This window comes from Pseudoalteromonas sp. AS71, from assembly GCF_038900275.1.
GTDB lineage: Bacteria > Pseudomonadota > Gammaproteobacteria > Enterobacterales > Alteromonadaceae > Pseudoalteromonas.
The window spans coordinates 98,885-119,037 of the sequence record NZ_JBBMQZ010000005.1; the positions used below are offsets into that span (position 1 = coordinate 98,885).

The following is a 20,153-nucleotide window of genomic DNA, read 5'->3' on the forward strand; positions in this document are numbered from 1 at the left end:
TTATACTGAAAAACACTTATTTTGTCTATAAAAAGCGGTTCTATATGGACATTTTTCAAACAATAACTAACAATTTATTAAGCCTAAAAAAACAATTAATTAATAGTGATAATTGTTAGTTTAATATAGTCTTATTTGCAAATGTAAGCGCGCTAGAGTGACGATGAAACTTACCATTGGTCGTATCTAAATGTTTCAACCAAAGTTGCCTATACTGCGCTGAGAGACCTAACTGCTGATATTGCATAATGGACCAATTTTCACTGGGCTTATAAGCAATGCCTCCTTGCTGACAACTCTTTGCCTTATGCCAATCTGTTGGCGGCGGCTCACCATGAGAAATAAATAGGTTAGGCGCAACAAAACCTGTTTTTGCACACAACCATGCTTGCTTAGTTTTAGGCAAAGCGTATTCATCCTCAAAACCGTTAAAATGCATCAGCTCGTGCAAAAACACACTGTATTTTGCTTTTGAGTTTATTAGCATTGTTCCCTTCGTGACATTAGCCGTACCGTCTTTAGGCATCATCACTATAAAATCATAATTGTTAGGAAGCTGGTTATTAAGTTTAGATAATTGCCAGTCACACTTTGCTATTTTACTAGTGCTACTTTTGCACTCAAGCATACCCGCAACGTAAACTGGTTTTGAAAAGCAAAAAATATTTTCACGGGGCTCTGGCTGTTTATTATAAGTATTAATAAACTCTGTAAGTTTATATAAGCCACTACGATGATCGCTCATAGTCAGTACGTTAAACATACATTGCTTATTAGGTTTGCTTATATTTCTTAAAGATGAAAAACCAAGATTGTGGATAAACGCGGTAGATACTTTACTCTGTGGTGTTTTTAACTGAAGTTTTAGATGATTTAGCACATCCCCTGCTGGTAATTTGTTTTTACTAGCGAGTAACTCTAAATCGCTCCAACGTAATTGCTCAAGTAACTTTGTTGCTAATATTTTACGCTCTGGGATTGTTAAGTCATTTATAGCTGAGAGCCAAAATGGTTTTGCAGTATCACTCTGACTGCTTTTAATAAGCTTAAGAGAATACATATATTGCGCTGAAGAAATTTGATTGCGAGCGAGTATAGCTAAAGAGGTCTTTGGTAACTTCTCTAGGTGCTCTGAAAAGTGAACGGGTGAATTCCAATAACTTTGTAGAACATTGGCTTTTGTATTTAAAACATGCCAAAAGCCAATAGCGCCAAGGTGATTACTCGAGCCTGTAATTAACAAACAACATAGTAATACACCTATTAACTTAAAACGCTTAACTTGCGTCAACACCTTCCATCAACTCAAGTTCTAAACGCGCATACTTGTACTCAATAAACTCGTGTACATTGGTTGCTAGCGCAAGCCTAAAATAGTCTGATGCTAAATACAGCTCACCAGCTGCTTGATGCATTTTGGCTAAGTAAAAATAAGCTTCACATAAACGCTGCGCATATTCTTGCTCGGTTCTAACACCATCACTAATGCCAGATAAAAATGCATACTCAGTCATATCCCCCGTATAAAGAGAAATTAACTGATACGCCCATTGCGATTCATCAAGTGCTGTTGCATTAGTTTTAAGTGATTCAAGCGCTGCTGCTTTATCTTCTTGTGCACTGGCTAAGTAAACCCATAAAACACGGTATGGATCATTTGGAGAGCGGGCTAAAAACTCATCAAAGTCGTTTTTAGCAAGACCTGCTCTATCACCGTAATAAAGGGCTATGCCTCTATTTAAATAAGCATATTCATGCTCTTCATCAAGCTCAAGGGCTGAATCAAAAAACTCATAGGCTTTTTCGTATTGCTGCATAAGCGTATGTTGAATACCTAGAAAGTTATATACTTCAGCTAAATCAGGTTTAAGCTTTACTGCGCGGTTAAAATCAATACGCGAAAGAGTGGTCATACCTAAACTATCAAAAAGTACACCACGGTCATAATAAAGCTTAGCTTGTTGCTCTTCGCTTAAGTCAGCTCTATTCAATAACTCTGAGTAGCGTGCAATGGCAATTTCACTTCTAAAGTCAGAAGCTAAAGGTGCAGTAAATGGCACATTAACAATCGGGGTTGGTTCTGATTCGGTTGTAGTTTGGCAAGCGCTTAAAGACAAAATAGCAAAAGATGCCAAAGCTAAATGTTTGAGTATCATTAAAATCCTTAATACCAAGATATATCGCGATTAATATAAGACAGACCTTGTCCAATAAGGTTTCATTAAAGCATAAAAAAAGGGGCTAAACAGCCCCTTTTTTATCATCTAGCTAATATAACTAGATTAATAAGTTAGCAATTACGCGTCAGTTGGCGCGTCAACAGCTGGTGCTGCAGATTCCATTGCTTCTTTAATACTTAGACGTACACGGCCTTGGCGATCTACTTCTAGTACTTTAACTTTAACTTCTTGACCTTCAGAAAGGTGATCAGCCACGTTGTTAACGCGCTCAGTACTAATTTGAGAAATATGTACTAGACCATCTTTACCTGGAAGAATGTTTACAAATGCACCGAAGTCAACAATACGTACAACTTTACCTTCGTAGATAGTACCTACTTCAAGTTCAGCTGTTAATTGCTCAATACGGCTAATGGCATTAGCTGCACTTTCGCCATCTGTAGCGGCAATTTTAATTGTACCGTCGTCACCGATTTCAATCGTTGTACCAGTTTCTTCAGTAAGTTGACGAATAGTTGCGCCACCTTTACCAATAACTTCAGCGATTTTCTTCTGTGGGATTTTCATCGTGTAGATACGAGGAGCAAACATTGATAGCTCTTCAGAAGGAGCAGAAATCGCTTCGTCCATCACTTCTAGAATGTGTAAACGTGCAGCTTTAGCTTGTTTAAGCGCAATTTGCATGATTTCTTGAGTGATACCTTCAATTTTGATATCCATTTGAAGTGCAGTAATACCCGCAGCAGTACCCGCAACTTTAAAGTCCATGTCACCTAAGTGATCTTCATCACCTAAGATGTCAGAAAGAACAACGAATTTTTCGTCTTCTTTAACTAGACCCATCGCAATACCCGCAACAGATGCTTTAATTGGAACGCCAGCATTCATAAGTGCAAGTGAAGTACCACACACAGAAGCCATTGAAGATGAACCGTTTGATTCAGTAATTTCCGATACTACACGGATTGAATATGGGAATTCAGTCAGTGTTGGCATTACAGCAGCAATACCACGCTTAGCAAGGTTACCATGGCCGATTTCACGACGCTTAGGAGAACCAACAAAACCAGTTTCACCTACACAGAATGGAGGGAAGTTATAGTTAAGCATAAAGTGGTTTTTATGAGTACCAGTTAAATCGTCGATTAACTGTGAATCACGTTCTGTACCAAGTGTAGCTGTTACTAACGCTTGAGTTTCGCCACGAGTAAATATAGCAGAACCGTGAGTACGCGGTAATACGCCAGTCATTACATCTAGTGCACGAATCATATCTGGTTCACGACCATCGATACGTTTTTCGCCAGCAGCGATACGGCCACGAACGATTTTCTTCTCAAGTGAACCGAAGATTTTACCAACTTCTTGCTTGTCTAAAGACTCGCCTTCAGCAAGTTCAGCTGTTAATACTGCAACAACTTCGTCCTTCGCTTCGCCAAGTGCTTCTTTACGCGCTACTTTATCAGTGATTAAGTAAGCTGCGCCTACTTTATCAGCAGCAATTGCTGCTACTTTATCTTCTAGTGCAACGTTTTTAGCTGGTGCAGTCCAATCCCAAGTAGGCTTGCCTGCTTCTGCTTTAAATTCTTCGATTGCAGTGATGATCGCTTGAGATTGCTCATGACCATATACAACAGCGCCAAGCATTACGTCTTCTGCAAGTACGTTAGCTTCTGATTCAACCATAAGTACCGCTTTATCAGTACCGGCTACTACTAAATCAAGTTGGCTTTCTTCAAGCTCTTTCAATGTAGGGTTAAGTACGTATTCGCCGTTGATGTAACCAACGCGAGATGCACCAATTGGACCACTGAACGGGATACCTGAGATAGCAAGTGCTGCTGAAGTACCAATCATTGCAACCATATCAGGTTGGATTTCAGGGTTAACAGAAACAACAGTCGCAATAACTTGTACTTCGTTTACAAAACCGCTTGGGAAAAGTGGACGAATTGGACGGTCAATAAGACGTGCAATAAGAGTTTCGCCATCGTTAGGACGACCTTCACGCTTTAAGAAACCACCTGGGATACGACCAGCAGCGTACATACGCTCTTGGTAGTTAACTGTTAGTGGGAAAAAGTCTTGACCAGGTTGTGCTTCACGCTTACCAACAACAGTTACTAAAACTGAAGTGTCGCCAATGCTTGCAAGTACAGCGCCGTCTGCTTGACGAGCGATTGCACCAGTTTCTAGAGTCACTGTATGTTGACCTAGTTTGAATTCTTTAATAATTGCTTGCACTTAAAATATTCCTTAAATGTATTCTAATAAGTTGTCATCAAAGTACCAATTACAGTACATAATTGTATTCAGTTGGAAATCAATTAAGTACTACAATTGGCAATGATGTGAATAAGCGTAGATAAACCTTTTTATCTACGCGCATAGTATATACCAAAGCTACTTCAAAATGCGAGTCTAGGGTGTGTTGATCTTTGCGGATTGAAATTTGTTCAATCTAACGACTAGATTTCAGCTGGGCTTATTTAGCGGTTAAATACAAAAGCTCTTGGTAAGCTATGAAATGGGGGTTTTATATTGCAATTCAATAGGTTTAAGAATTTTCTTAATTTGAAAACACAAATTTTAGGCACAAAAAAAGGAGCTAAAAAGCTCCTTTTTCTATAATCTAGTTCTTAGCGACGTAGGCCAAGTTCTTTGATTAACGCAGTATAACTAGTGATGTCTTTACCTTTAAGGTAATCAAGTAGTTTACGGCGAGTGCTTACTTTACGAAGCAGACCACGACGTGAGTGGAAGTCATGCTTGTGATCAGCAAAGTGACCTTGAAGCTTGTTGATATCATAAGTAAGTAATGCTACTTGTACTTCTGATGAACCTGTATCGCCTTCTGCACGTGCAAATTTAGCAATGATATCGATTTTTTCTTGATTGCTTAGTGACATAGTAACTCCAAAAATTAAATTTAAAAGGTGTCTTAGCCGATCACTAATTCAGCCAAAACGATTAAGCGGGCGTATTCTACCAACTGTGGGAATAACTACAAGTTAATTATCCCCATCTACAACTATTAAGCCATTGTTAGGCACATTAGTTGCTTATTCCGGTTTCACGTAATCGTCTTGCTGACTAGCAAGACCACGTTTAACCTTTAAATGACCATTTGAGTTACGCTCACCGGTTCCAATAAACACACCATCAGCAACTACTTTAATAGCACCTTCAGGCAAAGGTTTTGGTAACTCAACTGCTTGTCCGTGGCTAAATACCCAGCCTTCGTCTTTTGAAATTTCAATGACAGGTAAGTCAGTTAAAGCAGTATCAATTGGTAGTAGCAGCGAGTCTAAATAAGTAGAAGGTGCAAGCTCTTCTTCTTTCGCTTTAGCAAGTAATGCTTCAATTTCATCAAGCGAGACCATTTTATCTGCCGGGTACTGACCAACAGCAGTTCTGTGAAGCATTATAACGTGTGCGCCACACCCTAGGTTTTCGCCTAAATCATCAACGATTGTACGAATGTACGTCCCTTTAGATACATGGGCCGTCATCTGTAATACGTTACTTTCTTCATCAAATTCGTCAAACGATAAGCTAAACACGTTTATTTTTCTGCACTTTCGAGGTACTTCAATACCTTCGCGTGCGTACTTATATAAAGGTCTACCTTGGTACTTAAGTGCCGAGTACATTGACGGATATTGTTCAGACTCACCAACAAAAGCAGCTATTTCTTTTGTTAGCTGTTCACGCGTTACGTTTACATCTTTAGTGCTAACAATTTCGCCATCAGAATCTGATGTTGTTGTACGCTCACCCAGTTGTGCACGAACGATATAAGTTTTATCTGTATCAAGTAGAAACTGCGTAAACTTAGTCGCCTCACCAAAGCAAATTGGCAGCATACCTGTAGCAAGTGGATCTAAAGCACCTGTATGCCCTGCTTTTTGCGCAAAATAGACGCTCTTTGCTTGCTGTAATGCTTTATTTGATGAAATGCCTTCAGGTTTGTTTAACAACAAAATACCGTCAACTGCACGGCCTTTACTGCGCTTTGCCATCTGTATCAGTGCCTTCTTCGCTATCTGTATCGTCTACGTGTTCAGTACCTTCTTCGCTATCTGAAATATCAGCAGCATCAACACTTTCTACGTCTTCATCAACATGCTTTGCGTTATCTTCGCGGATAATAGAATCCACTAAGTTAGAAATACGCATACCTTCCATTAATGAGTTATCAACGACAAACTTTAACTCAGGCATTATACGTGCACGAATACGCTTACCAAGTAACGAGCGAATATAGCCCGTTGCTTCATTAAGTACTTTTGCGCTTTGCTTTGCTGCATCTTCATCTTGCGTGTTAAACACCGTGATGAAAATCTTGGCATAAGATAAATCGCGCGATACTTCTACCGCTGACACTGTCACCATACCTAAGCGTGGATCTTTAATTTCGCGTTGTAAAATTACAGCAATCTCTTTTTGGATTTGCTGTGCAACACGATCAGTGCGAGAAAATTCTCTCATTATACTTGTCCTAAAATAATAACTTATTGAAATTAAATAATAAGTTAACTAAATAATGGATATGCAAATGGGGGCTAAGCCCCCATTTAAAATCTTAGCGTAGGGTGTGTAGAACGTTCGGGCGTTAACCTGAGCGTTCAATACTCCCTAGTAACAATTATAGAGTACGTTGTACTTCAACTGTTTCAAATACTTCGATTTGGTCACCAACACGTACGTCATTGTAGTTCTTAACGCCGATACCACATTCCATGCCGTTACGAACATCAGCAACATCGTCTTTAAAGCGACGAAGTGACTCAAGTTCACCTTCATAGATAACAACGTTTTCACGTAATACACGGATTGGAGCGCTACGTTTGATAACACCTTCAGTAACCATACAACCAGCGATTGCGCCAATTTTTGGAGACTTGAATACGTCACGAACTTGAGCAAGACCAATAATTTCTTGCTTAAACTCTGGCGCTAACATACCTGACATTGCTTGTTTAACTTCGTCAATCAAGCTGTAGATTACGCTGTAGTAACGAAGGTCTAAGTTTTCAGTCTCAATAACTTTACGAGCTGAAGCATCAGCACGAACGTTAAAGCCAACTACAATTGCGTTAGACGCTGCAGCTAGTGTTGCATCAGTTTCGGTAATACCACCAACACCTGAACCAACAATCTTCACTTTCACTTCATCAGTAGAAAGTTTAGTTAGTGAATCAGAGATTGCTTCGATAGAACCTTGAACGTCTGCTTTAAGTACCACGTTAACTTCAGAAACATCGCCTTCAGTCATGTTAGTAAACATGTTTTCAAGCTTAGCTTTTTGTTGACGTGCTAGTTTAACATCGCGGAACTTACCTTGACGGTATAAAGCAACTTCACGCGCTTTACGCTCATCTTTAACTACAGTCGCTTCGTCGCCTGCAGCTGGAATACCAGAAAGACCTAAAATCTCAACTGGAATAGATGGACCAGCTGACTTAATGTCTTTACCGTTTTCATCGCGCATTGCACGAACACGGCCATACTCAAGACCACATAATACAATGTCACCTTGGTTAAGCGTACCAGATTGAACAAGTACTGATGCTACTGGACCACGGCCTTTGTCAAGACGAGATTCAATAACAACACCCGCAGCCATACCTTCAGTAGGTGCAGAAAGTTCTAAAAGCTCAGATTGGTTCAATACTGCTTCAAGAAGGTCATCAATACCTAAGCCAGTTTTAGCTGAGATATGAACGTACTGCGTATCGCCGCCCCATTCTTCTGGAATAACGTCAAGTACAGCAAGTTCGTTTTTAACGCGATCTGGATCTGCGCCTTCTTTATCCATTTTGTTTACAGCAATGATTAAAGGAACGCCAGCTGCACGTGCGTGCTGTACCGCTTCTTTAGTTTGTGGCATTACACCATCATCTGCTGCAACCACTAGGATTACAATATCTGTCGCTTTAGCACCACGAGCACGCATTGAAGTAAATGCAGCATGTCCTGGTGTGTCTAAAAACGTGATCATGTGACCATTTACGTCTACGTGGTATGCACCAATATGCTGTGTAATACCACCAGCTTCGCCAGAAGCAACTTTCGCAGAACGAATGTAATCAAGAGTCGATGTTTTACCGTGGTCAACGTGACCCATTACAGTTACTACTGGAGCACGCGGCTCTGACTTACCATCTTCATGGCGGTCATTAAGTACTGTTTGCTCTAATTCGTTTTCTTTAACAATGATAACCTTGTGACCCATTTCTTCTGCAACTAGTTGTGCAGCTTCTTGGTCGATCACTTGGTTAATAGTAACCATGTCACCCATTTTCATCATTGTTTTAACAACTTCAGCGCCTTTAACTGCCATGCGTGATGCAAGCTCAGCTACTGTAATTGTTTCGCTAATACGCACTTCATTTTTAACATCAACAGTTGGTTTTTGGAAACCATGTTGTAATGATGCTGGTGCTTTTAACTTAGACTTGTTACGGCCTCTTGACGCTGCAAATTTATCTTTTGCTGGCGCTTTCTTCTTTTTCTTAGCACGGCGAGTACCTTGCTCATCACGAGCATCGGCAACATCTTCTGCTTCACGTGCATAAGTAGAAGTCGTAAGATGGTGATCCGCTGTTTCTTCGCGTTTCTTACGTTCTTCTTCTTCTTTCTTCCAGCGTGCCGAGTTCTCTTCAGCTAGCTTTCTTGCTTCTTCTGCTTGACGTTTCGCTTCTTCTTCAGCTTTCTTCAATGCGGCCTCTTCTGCTTCTTTTTGCAGACGCTCAGCTTCTATGCGATCTTTCTCAGACTTAGCACTTTGCTCTGGGGTCATCTGCTTTTGTTTCGCTTTACGCTCTGCATCAGCTTTGCGTTTAGCTTCTTCTTTGGCTTTACGGTCAGCTTCTTCTTTCGCTTTGCGCTCTGCCTCTTGTTTCGCCTTTAATTCTGCAGCTTCTTGGTCAGCTTTTTGCTGCTGTTCAAGACGCACTTTTTCTTCTGCAGCTAAGCGTGCTTGCTCTTGTTCTTGTTCCATTGCGCTTTTTTTCACGTATGTACGTGTTTTGCGAACTTCAACTTGAACGTCTTTAGCTTTACCCGTAGAACCCGTTACACTTAAAGTGCTTTTGCTCTTACGTTGCAAAGTCATGCGCGCTGGGCCATCTGAACCTGCGCCGCCATGATGCTTGCTTAAATGATCAAGTAACGTTGCTTTTTCAGCTTCTGTTACGTTATCAGTTGCTTGCTTAGTGATACCTGCTTGTGAAAACTGCTGTAGCAATTTATCAACAGTTGTACCTATATCGCCGGCTAGTTTTTCAACATTTACTTCTGCCATAGTGTGTAATACCTCCGTTAATAAATTACTCGTCTGCAAACCAACAAATGTTTCGTGCAGCCATAATCAGTTCACCTGCTTTTTCAGATGAAAGTTCTGTGATATCAACTAATTCGTCAATACCTTGCTCTGCCAAGTCTTCAAGTGTAACAACACCCTTGCTTGCCATAACAAATGCTAAGTGACGTTCTAAGCCTTCAAGCGCAAGTAAGTCTTCAGCTGGCTCTGCGCCATCTAAGCTTTCTTCCGTTTTAAGTGCTTTAGTTGTCAATGCATCTTTTGCGCGTGAGCGCAGTAAATCTACAGTCTCTTCATCAAGACCATCAATTTCTAAAAATTCAGACGCTGGCACATAAGCCACTTCTTCAAGTGTCGAGAAACCTTCGTTGATAAGTAATGATGCAAACTCATCATCAATTTCTAAATTTTCAGTGAATAAGTTAAGTAACTTATCAGATTCAGCTTCATTTTTAGTACGCATGTCTTCAACAGTCATTACGTTTAGTTCCCAGCCAGTTAACTGGCTTGCTAAACGAACGTTTTGACCATTACGACCAATTGCTTGTGCTAGGTTATCAGCTTCTACAGCGATATCCATTGAGTGAGTGTCTTCATCCATTACGATTGAAGCAACTTCTGCTGGCGCCATTGCGTTAATAACAAATTGTGCTGGGTTGTCATCGTAAAGTACGATATCAACACGTTCACCACCAAGTTCTGACGATACAGCCTGAACTCGTGCGCCACGCATACCAACACATGCACCAATTGGATCAATGCGTTTGTCGTTAGATTTAACAGCAATTTTAGCGCGTGAACCTGGATCACGTGCAGCGGCACGTAATTCAATCATCTCTTCGCCAATTTCTGGCACCTCAATGCGGAATAATTCCATTAGCATTTCAGGTTTAGAGCGCGTTACAAATAATTGTGCACCGCGTGCTTCTGGCTTAACTTCATATAAAAGACCACGGATACGGTCACCCGGGCGGAAGTTTTCACGTGGTAACATGTCATCACGGTAAATTACCGCTTCTGCGTTGTTACCTAAATCAAGTACGATTGCATCGCGAGTTGCTTTTTTAACAACACCCGTTACTAGCTCGCCTTCTTGATCTTTGTATGCTTCAACAACTAAAGCGCGCTCAGCTTCACGTACTTTCTGTACGATAACTTGCTTGGCCATTTGTGTTGTAATACGGTCAAATTTGATTGAGTCGATTTGCTCTTCAACATAATCACCCATTTGCAAATCAGGTTCTTCAACCTGCGCTGCTTCTAGAGTGATTTCGCTGTAAGGATTCTCTAAAGAACCGTCTTCTAATACAGCGGCAATCTGCCAACGACGGAACGTGTCGTAATCGCCGGTTTTACGGTCAATTGCTACACGCACTTCAATTTCGCCATCGTGTTTTTTCTTTGTCGCTGTCGCTAAAGCGAACTCTAGAGCTTCAAAAATCTTTTCTTTTGGAACCGCTTTCTCATTGGAAACGGCTTCAGCAACCAATAATATCTCTTTTGCCATGGGTAATGCCTCGCTTGCCCTATTCCTTCGCACTCGAATTTAAAACTTCGCGATTAAATTCGCACGTTCGATGTTACTAAGCATGATCAGATGCTCTTCACCATCGCTAGATAGTGTGATCATATCGCTGCTAACTGCTACTAAGTCGCCTTTAAAATTACGACGACCATCCTGTGGAAGTTTGGTACGCACGCGTACTTCCTCTCCTTGCGCCTGCTCGTAGTGATCTTGTTTGAATAATAGACGATCAACACCAGGAGACGATACTTCCAAATCATATTCATTTGTAATTGGGTCTTCGACGTCTAAAATCGCACTAATTTGGCGACTTGCATCCGCACAGTTATCAACTGAGATCCCATCCTCATGAGCAATATATACTCTTAAGGTAGAATGGCGACCCGCTTGCACAAATTCAAGACCATGCAACTCAAAGCCTAACATTTCTACCGCAGGCGTTAACATGGTTACTAAATCTTGTTCAAGTTTTGTCACGAAAATCCTCCATACAAACAAAAAAAGGGCTTATAGCCCTAAAATACTGAGTTTAAATTTTAATTTGATGACAATTGCCACAAATCATAAGGTGCAGATACAACAACGCCCCGAACCAAGCGGGGCGTCACACCAATAAAGCATAAAACTGTGTGGCCTAGGGCCAAGCTTGGTTGCGAGTCAGTAAACTGACCTAATTAAACTACATAGCCTAAAACGCAAAACGCGCATTACTTAGAATGCGCGATATAAATTAGTAAGGTAATACCTACTAGTAGAATTGGTTGCGGGAGCCGGATTTGAACCGACGACCTTCGGGTTATGAGCCCGACGAGCTACCAGACTGCTCCATCCCGCGCCAATAGATATCAAACCTTAAATTTAATATCGCTGTTAGCTGTTTTACAACATGCTAAACAATGGCCGTTATTATAAGGATGTGTGGGCTAATTAGCAACTATAATACGCAATTAGTTTATAAAATTTCCAATTCGTCAAGATGCTAATTTAATGTATGTGTTAGTAACATAAGTAATCAATCAGTTTTATAAAATGTTCATCGTCAAAATGCTAAATATTGCAGCTTACTATTTTTGAGTGAGAATCAAACCAACTGAACTCTTGCAACTGCATAGCCTCCTACATGCTTGCAATTTACCAGAAAATAAATTGATATAACTAAAACCCATACTTTAACACTAAAAAAACGTGCAGAATTTTAACTGCCCGCTATAATCAATTTTATGCCACTTGATAATAATAGTTATTACTCACTGCAGAGAGATAAAAAATGAATCAACAACAATCAGCATTGTTAAATAACTTAACAATTATTAAGCCAAATTTTCATGCATTCACGGCTCGATTTCACAGTAAATTAGCTGAATCTAGCATTGAGATGAATTACCCAACAGCCTTACAATTTAACGAAAAGAGTTTTACTCTTTTTTGTGTGCTAGAACGAATTGTTAAACATTTAGATAAGCCGGCATCGGTAGCTCCTTTTTTAGCACATCATTTAATGTACCTAAAAAAAAGCAGTGTTTCACAAAATGACATTGCACTATTATCTGATGCGTTTTACGAAACCCTTAAAGAGCACCTTGGTAAACACTTTAATGCTGAGAGCCAACTTGCTTGGAAAAAAGCGCTCAGATATTTTGAAAGCTTTGCAGGCAATGTTTTATTTAATGTATCTAATGTGGTTTCGTTACAACAAAAAATGCTACAAAAGCAAAGTAATAAACTTTAAATATATAAGCCTTAAAAGTGGTTAAATTACTTATTTAACCCCCTCACATCAAGCTCATTTCAACACCATCGTCCAACGCGTCTTTATTGATTTGATAATCGGTTAAGCTCTGCTGCTAACGACACAATATATTGGTTTCCTATCACCTACATTTATTTTACTAACCCGCTATTAAACGCAACTTCCTTATTACTATTAGCTTGCTCGACAAATCAGCTTTATAAGTGACTCTAAACTTAATACAGGCTCTCATTACTTTTAAATTTCCCAACTTTGGGTTTTTAGACAAGGTTGTTGACCAAACAAGAAAAACAGCTAATTCCCAGTATTAAAATCAGCACATTTTTAAAGTAAAGTATTTTGTAGCTCCCATTCACTCACCGTTAAATAGTAAAACGATCGTTTCATGAAATATGTCCGTATAAAGAAATTTGGCTTTACTATGACCAATCACAAAACACTCAGACTAATACTAGGCGATCAGTTAAACCCATCTCATTCATGGTACAAACAAAAAGACGACGACACGCTTTATCTGATCGCTGAACTAAAACAAGAAACCGACTACGTTAAACATCACATTCAAAAACTGTGTGCTTTTTTTAATGCTATGGAAAACTTCGCAACTGCATTAACCACGGCCGGTTTCAATGTTTTGCATTTAACACTTGATGATACCGATGATGACAAAGACTTAATTGAATTACTCAAACGAGTTGCCGATAAATACCAATGCGACTCTATCGAATATCAATACCCTGACGAGTTTAGGCTTAAGTCTCAATTAGCTAAGTTTAAAAGTGATAGCTCATTAAATGTAATTGCTACAGATACTGAACACTTTTTATTACCGTTCACCGATATAAAAACACGCTTTACAAAAAACAAGCATGTAACAATGGAGCACTTTTATCGTGCTATGCGTAAGCAATTTAATATATTAATTGATGATGCAAAGCCAACCGGTGGCAAATGGAATTTTGATAGTAATAATCGTAATAAATTTTCCAAAAAAGACTTAGCAGATATCCCCGAACCTAAGTTATTCAATACTGATGTTAGCAGCATTATTTCTCGTTTAAATAAACACAAAGTCGCTTATTTAGGTGAAATAAATCAACATTCACTGGAGTGGCCAACAACGCGTAAACAAGCGATTGAATCTCTTGAATACTTTTGTGAGCACTTACTTAGTCGCTTTGGTCACTTTCAAGATGCGATGACAGATCAAAGTAAAAACAATACCAGCCTGTACCATAGCCGTTTATCGTTTGCCCTAAACGCAAAAATACTCCACCCGCTGTATGTAATCAAACGTGTAATAAGCGAATACGAACAAAGGCCCAATGAAATATCCCTCTCGCAAGTAGAGGGTTTTACTAGGCAAATATTAGGCTGGAGAGAGTATGTACGTGCCATTTATTGGATTAACATGCCCGACTACGCAGTTAAAAATCAATTACAAGCCAAAAATAAACTGCCATCTTATTTTTGGAACAGCTCTACAAAAATGAATTGTCTAAGCCACTCACTCAAGCAAAGCCTTGAAACCGCTTATGCTCATCATATTCAGCGCCTAATGGTTATTGGTAACTTTTGTATGCTCACAGGAATAAACCCTGATGACGTAGATAACTGGTACCTAGGTGTTTATATAGATGCCATAGAATGGGTAGAAATGCCTAACACCCGAGGCATGAGTCAGTTTGCCGATGATGGAATAATTGCAACAAAGCCTTATGCTGCAAGCGGTAACTACATTAATAAAATGAGCGATTACTGCAAAAGCTGTCAGTACGATGTTAAACAAAAAGTAGGAGATAAAGCCTGCCCGCTAAATAGCTTGTATTGGCATTTCATGAATAGACACAGAGACAGGCTAGAGAAGAACCCACGTATTGGTATGGTATATAAAAACTGGGATAAACAAGATAAAACACTTCAAGAACAAACGCTGCAACAAGCAATCTACTACCTTAATAATTTAGAAGCGCTTTAAACAAAAAAACCGCCTCAAATGAGGCGGCTAAATAATCAGGGGAATATGTACTTTAGAAGATTATTTACCTTCTATTAGATTGCTATTACCAATTTCTATTTTACGTGGTTTAAGTGCTTCAGGAATTTCACGCTGTAACTCTATGCTCAATAAGCCGTTAGCTAAATCGGCACCAAGTACTTTTACATGGTCTCCAAGCTGAAATTTACGTTCAAAGTTACGCTCTGCTATACCTTGATGAATAAACTTACGTTCATTATTTTCATCTTTGTTAGCTTTAATACCTGCAACTTTTAACGTGTTGTTTTCTGACTCAATGGTCAATTCACTATCACTAAAACCAGCAACGGCCATAGTGATTCTGTATTTGTCTTTATCGAGTGCTTCTATATTGTAAGGAGGAAAACTCGGCTGCTTGTCTGTATTAGCTGCCGCATCCATAAGTGATGCTAAATGTTCGAAGCCGATAAATGAACGATAAAGTGGTGATAAGTCTACTGTACGCATAATAATATCCTCATATTTAAGCGATATTTTGCATGTGCTTTTCTATTGAACAAGCTCAAGCAAAGTTTAATTAATAATATAAATTTCAATTGTTTAAGTTTAATTTAGGACCCATCAGGCGTCCTACTTAACTATATATGGACGGTAAAATTGTTTTCAAGTAAATTTATTAAAAATAAATAAAAAAGGCACTGAAGAGTGCCTTTTTTGAAACCATGTAGAATGAATACTATTTAATAAATGTGCCCCGGATTGGATAGTCGTTTTCTCTTGAAAACTTAATCCCACCTAGCAGTTGTTCTAAATCAGGACGAACAAACGGACTGTTTGATATATCGACCATTTGAAGCTGATTTTTTTCATTAAGCACATAGATTCCTGGTTCAGCAAATGGATGGTCAGTTTCTGCATCACTGCGAGGCTCGCTAATATGTAGCCCTAAATCAGTCATTTGTTCGATTGTTAAACCATAGTAAATCGGGAAGTTAATATCTATCTTTTCAAGATGCTTATTAAGCTGTTCATGACTATCACCACTTACAGCAACGACTTCAACTCCTGCTTCTTTAAAATCCTTATGTACTTTAGCAAGCTCGTTGAGTTGCGCAGTACATTTAGGGCAGTGCTGGCCTCGATAAACAACAATCATTTTCCATGGGGAATCACTTATTCTGTCGACTAAATCTATCTTTTTCTCGTCAACATCACTCACTACTAGTGATGGCATAATATCCGCAGGTTTTAAACTAGTGTTACTCATTGCGATCTCCTTTTACTGTTTCAGATTAAAAATTAATTTGCTCTTACCCATAGAGCTTAGGGTAACTTTTATTAATTCAACCTGAAAAGTGTAATTAAAAATCAATTATGACTTTAAGACCATCCCTTTATTTTTCTATAAATGGTAGATGCACTTACCCCTAAATAAGCAGCAGCAAGAGGAATATTGTCTTCGCAGCTTTTAATTGCATCTTCAATCGCCCTTTTTTCAACTTGCCATAGAGGTTCTATGTCGTGAACAGACATAGGAGATAATTGAACACTCTGCTCGTTTATATTGTGAATTGACTTAAATGAGCTCGAGTGCTTTACAGCACCTAGACCAAATGAATTTGGTAACATGTCCCTTTCAATTACATCGCCATCATTAATAACGACTGTATTTTCAATTACATTTTGCAGTTCGCGTATATTTCCTGGCCAATCATAGTTACAAAAAAGCGCTTTAACTTCATCAGAAAAGCCAATGAAATGCTTAGCGTTACTATCGCTTTTCTGTTTTAAGATATACTCAGCCAACAGTAATATATCATTTCCGCGCTCTCTTAAAGGCGGTAGCTTTACGGGGATAACATTTAAACGATAATATAAATCTTCTCTAAAGCGCCCTTCCGCAACCTCTATTATTGGGTTTCTGTTTGTTGCACATACTAAGCGAACATCGCTGTGTAATACTTCACTACTACCAACCTTGTTAAATATGCCTGTCTGTAAAAAGCGTAATAACTTAGCTTGTAAGTTAAGCTCCATTTCACATAACTCATCCAAAAATAACGTTCCACCGTTAGCTACCTCAACAGCGCCTTTTCGATCGCTTAGCGCACCACTAAATGCCCCTTTAACATGACCAAAAAATTCTGATTCAAATAACTCTGCAGGGATCGCAGCACAATTTATAGCGATAAATGGTCCTTTATTTCGGGGACTCGCATCATGAAGGGTCTGCGCACAAACTTCTTTACCTGTTCCACTTTCACCTGTAATAAATACACATGCTTTGCTTCTCGCGGCGCTATCTAGCAACCTAAAGACAGTTTTCATTGAGAGAGATTCACCAACAAAATCTTGGTTTTTATCGCTGCTTTCAACCAAGGGTTGCACTTTGATTTGCTCTTTAGGGGTGAACGCACTTTCAACTGAACTAATAAGTCGTTGACTTGTGAAGGGTTTTTCTAAAAAATCAAAGCCACCTAAACGCATAGCTTCCACAGCAATATCAATAGAGCTATTTGAGGTGATCATGACTACATTGGCTGGATTTTTTTGTTTATTTACAAATTGTAAAACTTCTAGCCCACTTATATCAGGCAAGCATACATCTTGTACTATAACCGCAGGCATTTTTTCTTTAATACCAACCAAAGCAGAATAGCCATCAGCGAAATGCTTACATTCGAAACCTGCTTGCTCAAGCTGACTTGCGTACAAAGCACCACTTGCAATGCTATCCTCAACGATGTAAACGAGGCCTTTATTTATCGTATCTGACACGGCTTTCTCCTAGATAGCTATACTATTACTCATTATTTGATATGCATCCCGGGTTTTATCCAAGTTATGCTTAATAACAAGTGCTGCGTGCAAGTTTTCTTCTGTAGTTGGTGGTGGTGAATCGTGTAACTGTGTTGCCAATGCAGCCAGAGGAGCAGCTCCATATAAAGCAGCCGAGTTTTTTAAAACATGCATCACTTCTTTAATTTTTATAATATCTTCACGAGTAATTGCCGTATCTAATTGGTTCGCCATAGTAACTAATTCATCGATAAATAAGTTTATCAGTCGAGCTAAAACGTTTATTCCAACATCCTTTTCAAGTTGGGTTAATACATTTAGTTCGGTAATACTTTTATCGATAAACTGCTCTGATATAGGCATAGATAACCTTTGTGTAAGTTAAAGCTTCGTACACTAATAACATGTAGGGGTTGTAGTTTAAGAGTAATTTGTTTTTTGCATTTTGCAAATCAAAATGAATATAAACAGTTAAAGAGCCCAGGTATCAATACTTTTGGTTAATGTTTGTGGCTTATCGAGCAAATATCCTTGAGCGATATCACAACCAAGTTGCTCTAATATTTGTAATTGCTCATTCTCTTCAATTCCTTCTGCTACGGTTTGTAAACCCAATCGCTGAGCCATTGCAATTATTGCGCTGCATAGCGTAAAGTCTTCATTATTAGTTGAAATCCCACTAACAAAACTGCGATCAATTTTTAATCCGTCAATATTAAATTGACGAAGCAAACCTAAAGACGCGTACCCGGTGCCAAAATCATCTATCCACACTTTTACGCCTTCTTTATGGAAGTTTTCAAATGCTTTAGCTATTTTTTCAGGGCTATGGATTAGCGCTGTTTCCGTTAATTCAACTTTGATAGCCTGTGGTGGTATTTGATACTTTTCAAGCAAGTACATTACTTTTGAAAAAACATCACCATCTAAAATTTGTACCGGTGAAATATTCAAAGAAACAGAAATGTCTGTCATACCAAAATGTCGCATATGTTTTAAATCGGATAAGCATTGCTCAAAAATCCAGTCACCTAATTCTAAAATCATTCCCGATTGCTCTACATGAGGTATAAACTCATCAGGGCCTACAACTCCAAAACGCGGTGATTGGCATCTTACTAATGACTCAAAGCCGACTAACTTTCCAGTCCCTAACGATACAAGCGGTTGATAAACCATTTTAAAATAATTATTTTGCATTGCATCAGTCATGATTCTTTCTAACTCATGCCATCTTGCGAGGTTAACTGGACTTTCTGATTCTAGGTATTTAAATGCATTCATGATCTGCTCCGATTTTCATCCTTAGTGACTTGTATAGTTAAGAGCAAGTTACAGACCACTTTTCAAAAATAAAACATAAAGTAAAACACAATCAATTCAATTGGTTACATTTTTTAGTTTAGTCTTCAAATTTTTTACTGTTATTTGCATTTTGCAATTCAGTTTGCAATGCAACTAAATTGATAGATGAGCGTTTATTTAAGCCTAACAAGTAAGAAGGTGGAAGTTGGTTATAATTGACTAAGAATTGGAGTTAATCATTGAAGGTATGTACAAGAGAAGATTCAATAAAATAGGCTAGGTTACATACAATCTAAATTTAAAAACATATAGCTAATTTTATAAGTAGGAACGAAAAATTGAAAATGACAGTAAGAAATATAAAAAAACGCAGGCAACAATAAATTGTTACCTGCGCAAAAGTCTCTAGTTTGAAAGAGTGTCGTTATTTTCGTTTTTGGATGCTGTTACATTTTGTGCGTAATTTATATTTTGCGAATCAAATGTATTACTCATAGACTGTGCATTTTCAACATCAGCTTGTGTAAAAGTAATAGGCTGTATATCCGCTAACGGCTCTAAAGAAGCGCTGCCACGTAAAACTGTTATACCGATAACTAAAGTAGCAACAAGCAAAATGGACAAAACCATAATTTCAGGTGTAAGTACCCAGTTGTTACCTTTAGGTTGTTGTTTAGCTTTTGTGTTTGTTTGCATATTGCACCCCTTAAAATTTAACTAATTCATCTCGGTTTGATATCTAACTTGTTGCGAAAGCCATGCCAACCAAACAATAATTTATAAAAAAATAAAATAACCAATAAAATTAATCCTTTAAAATAAATTAATAAGCCATACCCAGAACTTAAAAGCAGTTCGGAACATCTTATTTTTATTTTGAATTGCAATTTGCGAATCAAATTGAAAAACCTAAAAAGAAATCATTAAATACTAATAAAAAATTACAAACTACGCTCAAAATACTAGTTTAACGTCTCTATTTATCAAGTTTTATACTACAAAACCTACTTTTTATATTAAGGCCTGTTGATCTTTGCGAATTAAAACTTGTTTAAACTAGAGGCGGATTAATCGCGACGTGAGGTTTGTAACCTAGTGGGCTCGATAACTACTCCTGCGTTATTCTACGGGCTTACATCCATGTAATAATAAGTAAAACCGAGCAAAGCTTCCGCATCCTGCTCACGCCCCTTATCTACATCCATGTAAGCAACAAGGAGTAAGTAGCCCCTAGGAAGAACCCTTTGGGCAACGCCTGTTTGGCATTAATACTACGTTATCGCACATTT

At 38.6% G+C, this 20,153-nt stretch carries 17 protein-coding genes and 1 tRNA gene; 2 read left to right on the forward strand and 16 right to left on the reverse strand.

Going from position 1 to position 20,153, the window contains the following annotated elements:
* Positions 1-115: 115 nt before the first annotated feature.
* The 10 genes from WNY98_RS05330 to WNY98_RS05375 form a co-directional block, all read right to left on the reverse strand.
* A complete protein-coding gene (locus WNY98_RS05330; protein WP_342877323.1) occupies positions 116-1,291 on the reverse strand; it encodes a hypothetical protein in 1,176 nt (391 codons plus the stop codon).
* The gene (gene nlpI / locus WNY98_RS05335) at positions 1,278-2,156 is read right to left on the reverse strand and encodes a lipoprotein NlpI (RefSeq protein WP_024598203.1); all 879 of its coding nucleotides are present in this window, start codon (positions 2,154-2,156) and stop codon (positions 1,278-1,280) included. The genes WNY98_RS05330 and nlpI overlap by 14 nt, the downstream gene beginning before the upstream one ends.
* A gap of 141 nt (positions 2,157-2,297) precedes the next feature.
* Positions 2,298-4,424, reverse strand: coding sequence for a polyribonucleotide nucleotidyltransferase (gene pnp / locus WNY98_RS05340; protein WP_024598202.1), 2,127 nt, complete (start codon positions 4,422-4,424; stop codon positions 2,298-2,300).
* 395 nt (positions 4,425-4,819) lie between these two features.
* Complete coding sequence (rpsO, locus tag WNY98_RS05345) at positions 4,820-5,089, reverse strand: 30S ribosomal protein S15 (RefSeq protein ID WP_002958490.1); 270 nt, start codon at positions 5,087-5,089, stop codon at positions 4,820-4,822.
* Between the two features lie 153 nt (positions 5,090-5,242).
* Positions 5,243-6,202, reverse strand: a complete 960-nt coding sequence (truB, locus tag WNY98_RS05350) for a tRNA pseudouridine(55) synthase TruB (protein WP_342877324.1) — start codon at positions 6,200-6,202, stop codon at positions 5,243-5,245.
* On the reverse strand, positions 6,186-6,671 hold the full coding sequence (gene rbfA / locus WNY98_RS05355) for a 30S ribosome-binding factor RbfA (protein ID WP_024598200.1): 486 nt from the start codon (positions 6,669-6,671) through the stop codon (positions 6,186-6,188). Before rbfA ends, truB begins: the two co-directional genes overlap by 17 nt.
* Positions 6,672-6,828: 157 nt before the next feature.
* On the reverse strand, positions 6,829-9,489 hold the full coding sequence (gene infB / locus WNY98_RS05360) for a translation initiation factor IF-2 (RefSeq protein WP_024598199.1): 2,661 nt from the start codon (positions 9,487-9,489) through the stop codon (positions 6,829-6,831).
* Between the two features lie 25 nt (positions 9,490-9,514).
* Positions 9,515-11,014, reverse strand: coding sequence for a transcription termination factor NusA (gene nusA / locus WNY98_RS05365; RefSeq protein ID WP_007585502.1), 1,500 nt, complete (start codon positions 11,012-11,014; stop codon positions 9,515-9,517).
* A gap of 39 nt (positions 11,015-11,053) precedes the next feature.
* Positions 11,054-11,509 (reverse strand): ribosome maturation factor RimP, encoded by a 456-nt coding sequence (gene rimP, locus WNY98_RS05370; RefSeq protein WP_024598198.1) that lies wholly within the window; start codon positions 11,507-11,509, stop codon positions 11,054-11,056.
* A gap of 281 nt (positions 11,510-11,790) precedes the next feature.
* Positions 11,791-11,867, reverse strand: a tRNA-Met gene (locus tag WNY98_RS05375).
* A 432-nt stretch (positions 11,868-12,299) separates the two neighbouring features.
* Here WNY98_RS05375 and WNY98_RS05380 point away from each other — a divergent pair.
* Positions 12,300-12,761, forward strand: coding sequence for a globin (locus tag WNY98_RS05380; protein WP_024598197.1), 462 nt, complete (start codon positions 12,300-12,302; stop codon positions 12,759-12,761).
* A 442-nt stretch (positions 12,762-13,203) separates the two neighbouring features.
* The gene (locus WNY98_RS05385; RefSeq protein ID WP_342877325.1) at positions 13,204-14,760 is read left to right on the forward strand and encodes a cryptochrome/photolyase family protein; all 1,557 of its coding nucleotides are present in this window, start codon (positions 13,204-13,206) and stop codon (positions 14,758-14,760) included.
* A 60-nt stretch (positions 14,761-14,820) separates the two neighbouring features.
* On the opposite strand, the gene WNY98_RS05390 is transcribed toward WNY98_RS05385, so the two are convergent.
* From WNY98_RS05390 to WNY98_RS05415, 6 genes are all read right to left on the reverse strand, one after another.
* Positions 14,821-15,267 (reverse strand): Hsp20 family protein, encoded by a 447-nt coding sequence (locus tag WNY98_RS05390; protein ID WP_007585496.1) that lies wholly within the window; start codon positions 15,265-15,267, stop codon positions 14,821-14,823.
* A 229-nt stretch (positions 15,268-15,496) separates the two neighbouring features.
* Positions 15,497-16,027, reverse strand: a complete 531-nt coding sequence (locus tag WNY98_RS05395; protein ID WP_024598195.1) for a redoxin domain-containing protein — start codon at positions 16,025-16,027, stop codon at positions 15,497-15,499.
* Positions 16,028-16,140: 113 nt separating this feature from the next.
* Positions 16,141-17,538, reverse strand: a complete 1,398-nt coding sequence (locus tag WNY98_RS05400) for a sigma-54 dependent transcriptional regulator (RefSeq protein ID WP_024598194.1) — start codon at positions 17,536-17,538, stop codon at positions 16,141-16,143.
* Positions 17,539-17,547: 9 nt separating this feature from the next.
* Positions 17,548-17,922 carry an Hpt domain-containing protein gene (locus WNY98_RS05405; RefSeq protein WP_002958476.1) on the reverse strand — a complete coding sequence of 125 codons (375 nt, stop codon included), beginning with the start codon at positions 17,920-17,922 and terminating at the stop codon, positions 17,548-17,550.
* Positions 17,923-18,030: 108 nt separating this feature from the next.
* Positions 18,031-18,843: an EAL domain-containing protein gene (locus WNY98_RS05410; protein WP_231616766.1), complete on the reverse strand. Its 813-nt coding sequence runs from the start codon at positions 18,841-18,843 to the stop codon at positions 18,031-18,033.
* A 426-nt stretch (positions 18,844-19,269) separates the two neighbouring features.
* Positions 19,270-19,560: a hypothetical protein gene (locus tag WNY98_RS05415; protein WP_002958474.1), complete on the reverse strand. Its 291-nt coding sequence runs from the start codon at positions 19,558-19,560 to the stop codon at positions 19,270-19,272.
* Positions 19,561-20,153: the final 593 nt, after the last annotated feature.

Coding starts and splice junctions, on each gene's coding strand:
- nlpI (WP_024598203.1), bottom strand. CDS start 2,156: ATGATACTCAAACATTTAGCTTTGGCATCTTTTGCTATTTTGTCTTTA.
- rpsO (WP_002958490.1), bottom strand. CDS start 5,089: ATGTCACTAAGCAATCAAGAAAAAATCGATATCATTGCTAAATTTGCA.
- truB (WP_342877324.1), bottom strand. CDS start 6,202: ATGGCAAAGCGCAGTAAAGGCCGTGCAGTTGACGGTATTTTGTTGTTA.
- rbfA (WP_024598200.1), bottom strand. CDS start 6,671: ATGAGAGAATTTTCTCGCACTGATCGTGTTGCACAGCAAATCCAAAAA.
- infB (WP_024598199.1), bottom strand. CDS start 9,489: ATGGCAGAAGTAAATGTTGAAAAACTAGCCGGCGATATAGGTACAACT.
- nusA (WP_007585502.1), bottom strand. CDS start 11,014: ATGGCAAAAGAGATATTATTGGTTGCTGAAGCCGTTTCCAATGAGAAA.
- WNY98_RS05380 (WP_024598197.1), top strand. CDS start 12,300: ATGAATCAACAACAATCAGCATTGTTAAATAACTTAACAATTATTAAG.
- WNY98_RS05385 (WP_342877325.1), top strand. CDS start 13,204: ATGACCAATCACAAAACACTCAGACTAATACTAGGCGATCAGTTAAAC.
- WNY98_RS05390 (WP_007585496.1), bottom strand. CDS start 15,267: ATGCGTACAGTAGACTTATCACCACTTTATCGTTCATTTATCGGCTTC.
- WNY98_RS05395 (WP_024598195.1), bottom strand. CDS start 16,027: ATGAGTAACACTAGTTTAAAACCTGCGGATATTATGCCATCACTAGTA.
- WNY98_RS05405 (WP_002958476.1), bottom strand. CDS start 17,922: ATGCCTATATCAGAGCAGTTTATCGATAAAAGTATTACCGAACTAAAT.
- WNY98_RS05410 (WP_231616766.1), bottom strand. CDS start 18,843: ATGAATGCATTTAAATACCTAGAATCAGAAAGTCCAGTTAACCTCGCA.
- WNY98_RS05415 (WP_002958474.1), bottom strand. CDS start 19,560: ATGCAAACAAACACAAAAGCTAAACAACAACCTAAAGGTAACAACTGG.